Annotated in this window: 5 protein-coding genes; 4 read left to right on the plus strand and 1 reads right to left on the minus strand. The window is 42.8% G+C overall.

Annotated features, from left to right (window positions below; genetic code table 11):
* The first annotated feature begins 255 nt into the window (after window positions 1–255).
* From H524_RS0106595 to H524_RS0106615, 3 genes are all read left to right on the plus strand, one after another.
* Window positions 256–6,102, plus strand: coding sequence for an autotransporter domain-containing protein (locus H524_RS0106595; RefSeq protein ID WP_156907561.1), 5,847 nt, complete (start codon window positions 256–258; stop codon window positions 6,100–6,102).
* A gap of 980 nt (window positions 6,103–7,082) precedes the next feature.
* Window positions 7,083–9,668 carry a hypothetical protein gene (locus H524_RS0106605; RefSeq protein WP_027939653.1) on the plus strand — a complete coding sequence of 862 codons (2,586 nt, stop codon included), beginning with the start codon at window positions 7,083–7,085 and terminating at the stop codon, window positions 9,666–9,668.
* A 559-nt stretch (window positions 9,669–10,227) separates the two neighbouring features.
* Entirely contained in the window at window positions 10,228–10,542 is a 315-nt protein-coding gene (locus tag H524_RS0106615) for a GNAT family N-acetyltransferase (RefSeq protein WP_027939654.1), read from the plus strand.
* Window positions 10,543–10,639: 97 nt separating this feature from the next.
* Here the strand turns inward: H524_RS0106615 and H524_RS14655 are convergent, their stop codons facing one another.
* Window positions 10,640–11,803 carry a serine O-acetyltransferase gene (locus tag H524_RS14655; RefSeq protein ID WP_211232160.1) on the minus strand — a complete coding sequence of 388 codons (1,164 nt, stop codon included), beginning with the start codon at window positions 11,801–11,803 and terminating at the stop codon, window positions 10,640–10,642.
* A 665-nt stretch (window positions 11,804–12,468) separates the two neighbouring features.
* Here H524_RS14655 and cysK point away from each other — a divergent pair.
* Window positions 12,469–13,401, plus strand: coding sequence for a cysteine synthase A (gene cysK / locus H524_RS0106625; protein WP_027939655.1), 933 nt, complete (start codon window positions 12,469–12,471; stop codon window positions 13,399–13,401).
* Window positions 13,402–14,056: the final 655 nt, after the last annotated feature.

Raw genomic sequence — 14,056 nt, forward strand, 5'->3', positions numbered from 1 at the left:
AGTTTATTAACTTGATAGAAAGAACAGAGTATTATGGTAATTATGTAGAACCACAGATGATTAACCTTGAATCAATATCTGTGTAGTTCACAAAGTGTCAATCTTTTATTAAACGATTTTACTTTAGTACTTTAAGACTAAGTCACCACTGCACTTTTTCTAGCCTCTACCTCAATTAGGCATTATCTAAAGCACTGTTGACTCATGGACTCGACTTAATGTTATCCATTTTGTCTTTCATCAAAAATAATATTTATGAAGCAAACTAATAACGCCATTAAATTCCTCATGGCCCAATATCGAGCCATTTACCAAAGTGCATACTTAAATGGCCTAACTAGTGCCATCATCGTTACCGCCTCCTTAGCCGCTCCTCAGGCTCAGGCAGCTACTACTGATTTAAATCAAGCCACCTCAGGCGGCACTATCACTATCTCTCAAGACAGTGATGTTCTTGAGTTAACAACACCAATCACCAAAGACGATCTTCCATTTACCGTCAAAATCAGCACTAGTAAAAAAGCAGTAAACAAGGTAGAAGGTGTTACCGTAAGCGCCAATAAGGCCACTTTTGAAATCAATGGTTCTGAAGACACCAAATTCAAGGTAGCAGCTAGCGCTGGTGCTTCAGCCGAAGCAGGCTCTTTAACTATTAGCACTTTAGATGTCAAAAAGGGCATAGTAACTGTTGATGCTGAAGCACAAGCTGCTAGTTTAGTTGCAGATCAAGTAAATGTTGCTAGTGGTGGCAAGATTACTGTAATGTCAACTGGCGCTGGTCAGGCTTCTTTAGGAAATAAAACAACCAAGTATAAGTTAGATTCAGGTTCTAACATTACTTTAGGTACCTCCGGCGCTATGCTTGGCCAGGACGTTGTTTCAACGGGCGGTAAGATCGTTTTAAATGGTGGTTCATATCAGACCCCAACCACTAGCGCTCAAAAGCTTGACTTTGAGGTTAACGCAAACAGCTCCATTACTCTTCCAAACAGCGGTGATACCTTAGGTGCCTTAAACATTGCCTCAGGCTCCACTATTGATATTAAGGCTGCAGCCACTGGTTCAACTAAAGAGCTTAAGATTACTGCAAATACAGATGGCAAAGGTTCCATCGTTGTATTACAGGATGGTGTTTCATTAAAGAGCTCTAAAGAGAATGGAAATGATGTTGGTGGCGTCATTAGCGTAAGTGGTGCTACCGGTGCTGCTGGAGGTGGTGCGCCAAGCAACTCCGAGCTTCACTTAACCGCCAAGACCTTAGGTGAGTTCTTAAAACCAACTGATTCTACTAATAATGCAAGTGGTAGCTTAGTTTTAGATGCAAACTCAACACTTAAGTTTACCAATGACTCAAGCGTTGATATCGCTGCCACCGAAACCAATTCTGATGGTAGTGCGTTTAAAATCGCAAGCGGAAATGCCAGCGTAGCTGGCCAAGTAGTCGTTAGTGGCGCTGCAACCATTGATGGTAAGAAGATTACCATTTCTAAGGCCATGGGGGCTGGTTTAGATGCCAACTTAGGTGTAACAGCTGATGAGTTAACTTTAGGTAATGGTTCTGCTCACTTTGATGGTTCAACATCTTTAGGCGTTAAATCTTTAACTGCTAAGAACGTAACTTTTGCTGATAGCAGCACTTTTGTTTTAGCTGACGACATTACCCTTTCTAACTTAGCGGATGATGCCACTGATGCAACCAAAAAGGTTGCTCAAAAAGGCACAATCACTGGTCCAGTAATTATTTCTGGTACTAAGGCCATTACTGTAGACGGCGGTTTATATACCTCCACTGGCGATATCACTATCTCTGGTGGTGCTTTTAAGATTCTCAACCAAAAGAATGCAGATGCTTCTTCTTTAACCGTTAATGGTGGCAACTGGATTTTAGATCGTGATGCCGACAATGGCTTAATTAAAGTACAAGGCCCCAGTGCTTTACTTGACTTATCCAAGGTTACTGTTAAGTACAAGGATAATCCAGCTAATACAACCTACAATGTTAAGTTTGAAGCTCTGTCTCAAGCTGAAATCAAGCTCAAGGGTGAAGACATTGCAGCCCTTTTAGGTAACGGCTCTAATAGTGGTGCAGTATTTGACATTGGCACTTATGGTCAATTAACTGCCACAGGTGACTTGACCTTACCAACCAGCCTTATAAAAGGTCAAGCTACAACTAGCGGTCAAAAATCAGAAATCGTATTAGGTAACAATGGTACTTTAGCTGCTGAAGGCAAGTTAGAACTTCAGAATTTTGATGCCTCCAATGGTTTAACCTTAGCAGGCGCAGACGCTACCTTGCAGGCTAGCACTTTAAAGTTGACCTTAGAAAATGCTAACGCTTCTGGTAAGTCAGCTATTCTTAAGACTGGTCATTATGTTGTAACCTCTGGTTTAAGCACTAATGCTGAAAACGGGGTAGTTGTTTCTGGAGCTAAAGCTAAGTTTGACTTTGGTGGCCTAAAGGATGATGCCAATGGCAAATACACTGCCTTATCATCTGGTGGAGCAACTGATGAGGCAATTGTAGTCTCTGGCGCTACGATGAATGTCAACGCGGGTACTTGGGACCTTTCTGGTAAATTAACTCTTGATGGCGCTGGCTCAACATTAACTGTTGGTAACGCAGATACCCTGCTTACTGACGCTGGTGGAACCATTGGAGCTACCTTAAACTCCAAAGAGTTAGTAATTAAATCTGGCACAGCCACGGTTGAAGATACTGGTACTTTATCTGTTAACAAGATTGATGCTAGTGGCTCAGCCCTACAACTTTCTGGAACCATGAACTTAGTTGGCTCCTATAATGAGAGCGGATCTGATTCTTATGGTAAGTACGGTATCAAGCTTGCTGATGATGCCATTACTATAAATGAGGGTGGTTTCTTAACACTTAAGGGCTCAGCTGCTGAAAAGGCTTTAGGTATAGTGACCTCTGGAAATACGGTCACTGGCTTTAATTTTAATACTGATGTCTTTAATGCTGGTGGTTCTTTAGTTGCTAAGGCTGGTTCTACTCTTAATATCACCTACTTTAAGGAAGGCACAGTATTAACCAAGGAAGCTTTAAAACAGTTAAGCAATGGCTTATTTGGTGCGGATGAATCAAAGCTTGCTGGTTCTATCAACCTTGGTAATGTAGTGTTTGATGGCTTGCATTCAATTAATGGTACTGTATCCTGGCCTTATGCTAAGCAATATGGTGTTAACTACCTAGCTAACTACAAGACTGATGACCTCATGAGTGCTCAGCTCATTGATGTAAGTGGCGACACAGTCTATGGTCACTGGGGTAGCGTGCTTGATACTACCAAGAGCTCTACAGGCTCAGTTACCTTTGCCGACAATGCATCTTTGAACAATGCCAAGGAAATTGATGGTAAGAAGTATTTTGCATTAGGTACAAACAATGCTGTATTAGGTCTTAATATCAATAATTATGGCACTTTAACCTTAGCTAATGGCGGTATTGCTGGTGCTGTTACTATTGGTGATAATGCAACCTTAAAAGTAGACAGCAAGCCTGGCTATACAACTGAGCTTGAGAGCATTTCAGGTGGAAAGGTTGCCAAGGTAAATTTAGACTCTGGTATTACTCAGGTTAACAAGAGCATTAACGTTGGCACTGTTGACTCTGCAGCACAGAGCATCTTAAATGTTACAGGCGACTTAACCTTAACAGCTGATGATGACATGACAACATCAGACTTTAAGGGCATTGTTAATGTCTCCAAGGGCAAAGATGGCAAGGGCGGTGATGTAAACTTATCTGGTAAAACTGTATTTGCAGGCACCACTAATGTAGCTGGCAACTTTACCTCTAACAAGGAAGTAACCTTTAATGGCCATACTACTATTGATGGCTTAACTAAGTTTACTAGCAAGGCTACTGTTGATGGTGGCGGCTTCTTAAAGGCTAAGGATATTGAGCTTAGTGGTGATACTACTACCTTATATATCGGTAGTGAGACCCTAAAGGACGCATCTGGTGATAAGCCTAATTATGAGAGCTCCACTGGCTATTTAGTGGCTGATCGTGTTGATCTCAAAGGTGGTTCCTTATTTATTGATCCAGACTATGGCAAGCCTACTACTATTGCTGTAATCAAGCGCTTTGGCGAAAAGCCTACTAGCACTGATCCAAATAAGGATCCTGTTGATGTTGGTACTATCAAGGGTAAGTTGATTATTGGTAAGAACTCTGCTTTATTTGCAGGCTCTGATGCTTCTGTAGAGCAAATGAAAGCCTTCATTAAGCGCTACCAAGAGTCAACTGGTACTTCACTTACCTCAGATTATGGCTCTATTGTTTATGTAAGAGACAAGCTTACTGTAAATGATAGTGCGTCTCGCATTGTTCTTGATGCACAAGCACGTCAAGATGCCATTAAAGATGAGCTTAATAAGACTGGTAACGGTAAGTATGCTGCAGCTTATAACGGCGCAGGTACTAAGACTGACTCTGATATCTTCTTAGGCAAGGGCTCTGTTTTAGTAGTAGGTCAAGAAACCTTAGATGAAGGCTCCGCTATCTACTTTAATAAAAGTAATGCCTCTATCTTAGCTGAGGATGGTTCTAAGGTTGTATTAGATGGCGACCGCTTCATTTCTAGCCGCGATATTATCATTTTCCAAGATAGTGGTAATGATGGTATTTTCATCTTAGGTGAAAAGGGCAGGAATGACATTAAGGTAGAGTCTATTAATGGCATTATGGGCTTTACTATGGAGGCTGGTGGCCCTACCTCTGGCGGTACTTTAAAGCTCTTAACCAACAAGATTGATTCAGCTTATCGTGGTGCATCCACTCCAATGCGTGACTACTTAATTGGTTATGCTTCTCTAACCAAGAACTGGCAAGAGTACTATGGCAATACCGATGAGAATGGTAATTCCTCAATTAAGCCAGGTGTAGATCCTGATTACTTTGTTGATCGTGCTGCTCATGAGTCTATTGCCACTGCTGATACACAAGGCAACATTACTGTACATAAGACGGATAAATACAATGATAGCCAGTTCGTTGCTGTTAAGCAGAAAGATGGTAGCTATCAAGTATTCTTTAAGGCTTACAATGCGTTCTTAGAGAATGTAATTCGTGATACCAATGGTTTAGCTGCTGACCAAGCTGCTCGCATGGGGGTCTTTGGTGGCTCTGCTGAGGCTGCAATGTTAGTTGGCAATGCTTCTTATGAGGCTGTAGCTGGTCGTTTTGGTATGGGTCAGCAAGGTATGCTCATGACTTATGCTAACAATGGTCAGGGCGGCGGTATGTGGCTCTCTCCAGTTTATAAGAACCGTCAAACCAATGGATTTAAGGCTCAAGATCTTGAGTACGGTACAGATACTTCTATTACTGGCTTAGCATTAGGTGCTGATTTAACCTCCGAAGACGGTATGCGTTATGGTGTAATGACCAACATTGGTGTGGGTGATTCCTCTGGTGAGGGCGCAGCTAATGGTGTAAGCAGTGATTATAAGTACTACAGCTTTGGCTTCTATGCTGGCTACAACTACAAGACCTTCTCTATAGTAGGTGATATGAACTACTCAGTAGTTGACTCTGATGTTGATGCTAACACAGACGCAGGTAAGGTAAATACTTTCTTTAACACAACCAATTTAAGCTTAGGTGTAACTGGTCAAATTAACTTTAACTACCGTGGTTTAGATATTGTTCCACACGTTGGTCTTCGTTACTCCATGATTGATATGGAAGATTACGATATGAGTGGCAATGGCTATATTGGCTCAGTAAGCGTATCTAAGGCTAATGTTATGTCTGTACCTGTAGGCTTAACTATTTCCAAGGAGTACTTCTCTAAGGAGTATTTCTCTAAAACATGGAACTTCAAGCCTTCTATTGACTTTAATCTTACTGCCAACTTTGGTGATGACAAGATTGACGGCAATGTTAAGTGGAGCGGCATCTCCAATGCTGACTTAAATACCAGCAACGAGTTTATCGATGACCTTACCTATGGTGTAATCTTTGGCTTTGGTGCTCAATCTGAGCGCTTATCCATTGGTGCTGGTTTAGGCTATCAGGGCTCTTCCAATGTAGATGAGTTCACCTTAACAGGTAATGCTCGTTATTCCTTTTAAATAAGTTATGTTATCTGTGTTGTATCCAAAGATTTAGGGATACCTCATAAATCGAGTTTGCTTGCTCGCTAAACCCCAAAAGGTTTCAGCGGCAAGCTACTCATGACACAGGTAACACACCTTTAAAAACTTGGCCCAATGGTATTACAGCGGTCTTTATTTGCTAAGACGTAATTATTGCCAGCTACCTTTTTGGTTGTGGATAGGTGAGTCTACGCTCTGTATATTGAATGTAGATTTTTGCAGCGGATGCAAAGAAATGATTTTTTAAAGGCAGGTATCTTTTGCTTTAGACAAATAAAAAAGGCTAAGTGTCGCACTTAGCCTTTTTTGGAAATAGGAGGATTGTCTATGAAAAGGAGTTTAACTATGAGTTAATTTAAAAACGATCACTTTGCTCTGTTCGTTTTGTTGAGCACATGATAATGGGATTTGTGATGTAGGTCAACAATTTACTAAAAAATTTTTAACTTTTTTCCAAAAGTTGAACCTATAACTAACTTTTACCTATAGTGATTAACCTACTTGTATGCTAGACAAAAGCCCACCAGTACTAGCTTTGCAGCTATTTTCTTACTCTCATTATTTACACATTTGTAAAATACAGTTAGATTTGACTTCCTCGGTAAGACTAGGGTAACCAGGCCTCTTTTCACTGCAAATTTTGCAGAACTTTGCAAATCGACATATTTTAAGACCCTCTTTTTAGGAGCTTTCTTCCCTTCACTTGCAGCTTTCATTCATTAATTGCAACTTAATTTGAGAGTGCACTGATGTTGCTGTCTAGAACATTTTTCCCTTTGAGCCTCTTTCATTGAGTTTTAGCTTGCATTTGTTGAGTCATGATCCCATTAGCCTTATACATATACAGACAAGTTGTGGCTAAAGATGCGCAAATAGCGGCATTTCTACAGGATAGACCCGTGCTTATTTGGTATTATTGTTAGTCTGCAAAGCTACAAGGTAGATACGGGGTATTCATGAGCAAGGTATGCTTTAACAAACTAACAGAGTCACTACATTACATCGCGCTGCCATCTTTAATGGGAGCGGCCTTGTTTGCTTCTGTTTGTGTTGTTTCAAGTGCTAATGCGGCTAATCAATTTGATAGTGCACAAGAGTATGGCGACCTGCAAGAGTCTCATTTCAATGCCCAAGGTGTAGAAGAGCACAATCAAGATCGAGCTTATGGTTATATGCACGACACTGATGAGCTCAACAACATCCCAACTACCGCAGAAAATAGCTTAAGCCTTGGTCAGGGCAATATTCATATTCAAGGCGTACCGTCTAAAGCTACCAATAGCGCAATTAACATACAGAGCGGCGCTAGCGGCATTCAGATTAAGCCTGGTAGCTCCAACATGACCATGAGTTCATCTTATGGCTCAATGCAAATAAATGGTGGCAATAGCGCAGCTACCAACATGCAGATTAATGCAACCCAAGATCCTAATGCCGCCATGCAGGCAGTCAATGTAAATACAGCAAATGCTATACAATCAGGCAATGCAAATACTGCAAATGGTATGCAGCCTAGCAATGCTGCTATTAATGGTATGCAGTCTGGCAATGACTCTTCAGCTGCATATAGCGTCATTGATCCAAGTACAATGCCTATTGAAAGTGAGCACTATCAGTCAGGCGACGATCTTTTAAGACCAGCTAAGCCTTCAGCTATCCATGAGCGTCTTACTGCACAAGCTGCAGCCAAAGCTGAAGCTGAGGCTAAAGCTAAGGCTTTTGCCGAGTTTATGGGCAAAAACTCTGAGCAGAGCACTGATCTAAACACTTATGCCTCTAACGGCTCTCATAGCATGGGCCCATCTCATGCGCGTGCTATTGAGGATCAAAGCTCAAGCACTGCAGACCGTATGATGGACAGTGGTGCTAACTATGGTGTTCCTGCAATGCGCCGTACGATTCAGGATCCAGTTACCTTAGCTCCAATTGCTATGTCCTCAAATGGCATTCCATCTCCACGTAATGTAGTGGATAACGCCATTGCAAGCATAGATCGAGCTGCAGCCCAGGCAGCGATGAGTGTAAGCTCGGTAAATGCAAAAGCTGCACTGCAAGCTGCTTTTGCCTCTAATGCACAAGCTGCTAGTGAAAAAGCAGCTTCTATGTCTCGCTCACTAGCAAGTAATACAAGCTCTAAAAACCTTTTAGCTCCATCTGACAACTACGCAGACACTAAGCAATTATCAGCCGATGGCACGGTATCTCCTGACACTTACACCAAGCAAGTATCAGCCAATAGCTCGGTATCTCCTGACGCGAACAACCAGCAAGCATCAGCAAATACTCTGTCTACAAATGAGGCTAGTGCTCCTGAAAGCCACGAGCCTACCATTGCTGAGGCCTATGCTGAGCGTAATGCTGCCTTTGCTCAACAGTTCCAGTCGAACAATAATGCCAATGGCCAAACTCAAGGAACAAACAATGCCCTTGAGAAAAATCAGGCAGCTAACAGCGCATTAGGCGCTGATGCTGTTGATCAAGCCTACTCTCAGGCCACTCAAGACTTTCTAAATAGTCCAAGTGAGTCTGCTAATGTTGAATCCCCTGTTAATGAGGCCGGACTGCTTAAGAACAAGTCTGATATGGCTTGCATTGAGCTTAGCCATGACACTCAAGTGCCAATGTACATTCGCCACAATCAATGTTTTGAGCTCCAAGGCGGTAATGTCATTGATACTCCTGTAACTGTTAGAGGCAAGCTCTTTGTTAAAGCTGGTCGCAATATTGTGCTGCAAAGTGGCTCTTCTATTACCGTTGCTCCAGGTGGTTTCTTTGAGGTACGCGGCGATTTAAATATGATGCCAAAGACTGCCTTAAACATTGATGATAAGGCGGCTCTTACCTGCTCTGGACTCATCAATATGATGGGCGGTGCCGTGATTAACACTCGTGGTGATAATCAGATTAGAAACATTGGCCGTTTCTTTATTGAGCCAGGTGCCTATATATCTATGGCTGGCGATACTAAGATGCGCAATAGCGGTCTTATTACCATGAACCAGTCTAATATAGCTTTCCAAAACAATGGCTTCTTTGAAAATGCCGGCACTATCAAGCTAGAGAATGGATCCATGCTAGCTTTCAAGGACAAATCAAAGCTCACAAACATCGGAAAAATTGATTTAGACAAGAACTCTGCATTAGCCCTCTCAGGTTATGCAAAATTACTCAACCGCCGTATGTTTGCGCCAGATGGCAAACTCTTCTTTGAGCAAAACTCTATTTTTGAAAATGCTGCAGCATTCCGTCAGCACCAAAGCTCTGAAATGCAACTTAAGAACTCTGCTCAGATCATCAATAATCACACCATGGATATGAGCGGCAAGGCTATCTTTACAGGCAATGCTCGTATCCTAAATGAAGGTTCTTTTGCAGTTAAAAAGAGCGCTAATGTGCATACCGGACAGCGTGCTCTCATGATTAACACTGGCACTTTCCGTAATGAAGGCGGCGGCTTTACTGTTGATAGCCAGTCCAACTTCATCAACGAAAACATCGTATCCGGTCGCGAGAGCCGTACTCAAGGTCGCCACCGCCTATAAAATAGTCAAACTATCCTACATCGCGCCTAGCATATGGATTTACTTCCCATTCTTTGGCTAGGCGCAGCAGCTTATCATCTATCTGTATTTTCCTATCTTCAATCCACGGTGCAGCTACTCCTCACTTGATGAGTTTGAGCCCACACCCTTTTCGTGATTGCAATCGTCTATAGTAAGTACAAAGCCTATGGTTACTGCCGATGCGTTAACCATCGTTTGAGCAGCGCTATAGTATTTGCATGCTGTTACCTTGTATTTGTGCATTGGCCTTGTGAATATGTTGCTCAACTACTTTACTAAAGTGTGCAGATAACAAGCACATCGTATCTTCATGAGCTAGCGATAAAGGGCGTATCTACAGGATTTTTAAAGAAATTAAGAGCTAATGGATATGCCTTGAGATCGTAGCTAATGGCCATTATGCAAAAGCTTGACTGTATGCTGCAGTGCAAATATATTTAGAGCTCCATAAGCTTAGGATAACTTATGGCTAATTTAGCTATATTTGCTAAATACAAGGGCAGTAGCGCAACACACTTTTAGTCAGGAGACTATAGCGATGGAAATCAAGCACATTAAGGAAGACTGCACTTTTGAGCTCGTAATTGATAACACTCGAGCATTTGTAACCTATGAGATTTACGATGGCGGTTTAGATATCCGCAAGACCTTAGTTCCTGAGGCTTTAGCTGGACAAGGCTTAGCAAGCAAGCTCGTACAGGCTGCTTATGACTATGCTCGTGAGCAAAACCTCAAATGCGTTGCTACCTGCTCTTATGCAGTAAAGTGGTTACAGCGCCACCCTGAGTATGAGGGTGCACAAGGATCAGACTATGTTGAAGGCAGCTGCGCTGTTGGTAAGCATCAAGCCTAAAGATCACAGCACTTCAACTAAGCGCCATCTCTAATGGCACATGAAAAGCCCCTAGCTAAAACTAGGGGCTTTTAATTTGTACTCAAGACTTGTTCTTTTAGCGATCAGCTCGTTGCTGCACTACCTTGCCACCTGCTTTGACATCTTCGGTGACCCAAACGTTGCCACCAATAACCGCACCGCGTCCAATAGTAATACGACCTAAGATCGTGGCATTTGAATAGACCACTACATCATCTTCTAAGATTGGGTGACGAGGAATATTAAGCGGCACACCACGGCTATCCACAGGAATAGTCTTAGCGCCTAAAGTTACACCTTGGAAGAGCTTTACATTCTTACCAATAATGCAGGTCTCGCCAATTACTACACCAGTACCATGGTCGATGGAGAAGCTATCGCCAATACGAGCACCTGGGTGAATATCAATACCGGTCTCCGAATGCGCAAGCTCACTAATAGCACGAGGCATCAGCGGCACACCTAAGTTTAAGAGGGTATGGGCAATACGGTGGTTGAAGATCGCTCTGACACCTGGGTAACAGCAAATGACCTCGCCAAATGAAGTAGCTGCTGGATCAGCATCGAATGCTGCTTTAACATCCATAGCAAGTTTAGTGCGGATCAGCTCTAAATTAGAAATGTACTGTGCAGCTAGAGAGCGAGCATACTCTTTGACCTCTTCATTGAACTTGAGGCTCTGAATACCCTGCTCATGCTCCAAGTCATGAACATCATCGCCAAAGCTAATAGAACTTACGCTCTCTACACCACCTTGCTTATCAGCATCCTTTTTAGCAGTGCTCATAGCGCAAGAGCTGTACTCACCGCATGAAGTTACTGGGGAATTGGCACTAATTTCTGTGCTGTGATCTTCACTTGAAAAGTTAGCACGAGCTCCTTTAACAAACATGGAATTCTTGATTGACTCAAGAGGATCTTTATTAAAAGAGGCTGTGGCTCTGGCATGTTGCTCATTATCAGCACTTTGGAAGCACAAGGCAGCACAGATCTGATCTGTGAGCAGACCAAAGAGCTGCTCAACCTGCACGCCAATGTGATAACTAACAGTATGGCGATTGATCTTAGAAGAGCCAAAATAGCCAGGGAAGATAATGGCGCGTGAAAGTTTTACGATCTCATTTATAGAACGGGCTGAAGGGAGAGGATTACCTGCAAGGTGTTGTTGGAACAGACCACGCAGTGACTTTTCAGCAGAGAGCGCTGCAATAACTTCATTTAACTGCTCAGAGTAGTCCATAACCAAATCCTCTTGTTCAAAACAACAAACTTGCTGCTACCACACTATAAACTCATAGCGCTCATCGTATAGGCTCAAACAACCTCATGAACGCGATGCTATGTGCTTTAGCCATAATAGACCGTGCATAGATGTACATGCAACTTAAGGCATGACTTAGAGTGCGCTGAGTCGGCGCATAAAATTCACTCAAGCTCAGTTTAAAAACAGTATTAATCAGCTGAAGATAAGCTTAGGTTAACTAATAGTCATACTTTGCACAGGCTATGGATGATCATTATGCCCTATTTAGGATCGTCATTTAGGTGCAACGCAAAACAAAAGTGCAAAGCACGTAATAAAGCCGATAGATACAGTCTTTTTAAACATGCAAAAGTGTCACACTTGCATATTTATCTCATAGAAACCAATTTTTTACTGCACATGAGCAAAAAGTGATGGTATGTTAAAAAGCACATCAGGTGTACATGTGTACATCAAGCTTTTTAATCAACTATGAATGACTGTCAGTGTTTTCTGCCTTACATCAATGCTTTAGCGCCTCGCGCTAAAAGGCAAACACAGCCCCGCTCTTAGCTTGATTGCTTTAGGCAAAGAGTTTGAACTAATAGCGGCGTTGTGAAAGGCTCGAGCAACTAACCGCCGTAAGGCTTATGAGGTTTTTTATGTCTAAGATTGCACCTAGCGTAACCGCTTTAATTGGTTCTACTCCACTCGTTCGCATTAACAAGCTCACTTCTGAGTCCAAGGCAACTGTTCTTGCTAAACTTGAGTACTTCAATCCAGGTGGCAGCGTTAAAGATCGTGCCGCTCTGTTCATGATCGAAGAGGCTGAAAAACAAGGTCTGTTAAAGCCAGGCTCAGTCATCATCGAGCCTACCTCCGGCAACACCGGTGTTGGCCTTGCCTTAGTAGCTGCAGTCAAGGGCTACAAACTCATTCTCACCATGCCTGAGTCCATGAGCTTAGAGCGTCGTCGACTCCTGCAGGCACGTGGTGCTCAATTAGTACTTACTCCTGCCTCTGAGGGCATGAAGGGCGCAATTGCCAAAGCAGAGCAGCTGCGCGACAGCACTGAGGGTGCTGTAATCTTGCAGCAGTTTAATAACAGCGCAAACCCAAGTGCTCACTCTGCCACTACCGCTTTAGAAATCCTTTCTGATACTGACAATAAGGTGGATGTCTTTGTAGCAGGTGTTGGCACCGGCGGTACCGTAACTGGCACTGGTCGTGTCTTAAAAGAGAAATTACCAGGCGTTAAGGTGGTCGCTGTTGAGCCTCAAGATTCCCCTGTACTTAGCGGCGGTAAGCCAGGCCCACACAAACTTCAGGGCATTGGTGCTGGCTTCGTACCTCAAAACTATGACGCCTCTGTAGTAGATCAGGTCGTTACCGTCACTACTGAGCAAGCCTTCTCAACCTCACGCGCTTTAGCCGCTCAAGAGGGCATCTTAGTTGGTATCACCTCTGGTGCTGCCATGCATGCAGCTTTAGAGCTCTCTAAGCAAGATGAGTACGCTGGCAAGACCATCGTGGTTGTTCTGCCTGACACTGGTGAGCGTTACTTATCTACCGAGCTTTTCAAGTTTGAAGAATAATTTGGCCACAAGAACAAACAGCTGACTTGCCAAAAGAACAAGCAGCCGACATGCAAAAGGCATTTAACTGCCATACAGCACGTCACTTCCTTGTAAGCCTAAACAGCAAAAATCCCCGATGCTATAGTGCTGCGTTTCCCCAGCGCATGCTATAGCATCAAACCTCCCCGCAAAAGCACCACAAGCAGTGCAGTCATCGTATAAACGATGCGCAAACATCGCGTAAACATCTTGCAACTAGCCCCACAACAACCTAAAAACGTACTGATTGCCTTTATAAAAAGACTCATAAAGATGCAAAACTAAGTTTGAGTTTGCGGCTTTTGTGATGTACCTCATCCACTGTGCTAAATTATTCACTCAAAGGTAAAACAAGCTACTTCGGATGCATGTATTATAGAAATACGTGTTTGAATCATTCAGCTGTTTCGATTCATAAACAGTGCAGTGAGTTACTTTTGTATAGCACTAACGCCCCTCTTCTAATGTTTTTTACCAAGAGGAGCTTTAAGCTATTGCAAATCCCGTTGCATCTGTCACAATCAAATATTGATTGATTATGTATGGATTTTATGGATTAGACCCTTACATATTCATTCAGGTCTAAGGATCGACTGTCACACCACGCTATGAGTTAGAACTGCCTCAGCCAAAG

Origin of the sequence: Anaerobiospirillum succiniciproducens DSM 6400 (assembly GCF_000482845.1) — a bacterium.
In the GTDB taxonomy this organism is placed as follows: Bacteria; Pseudomonadota; Gammaproteobacteria; order Enterobacterales; family Succinivibrionaceae; genus Anaerobiospirillum; species Anaerobiospirillum succiniciproducens.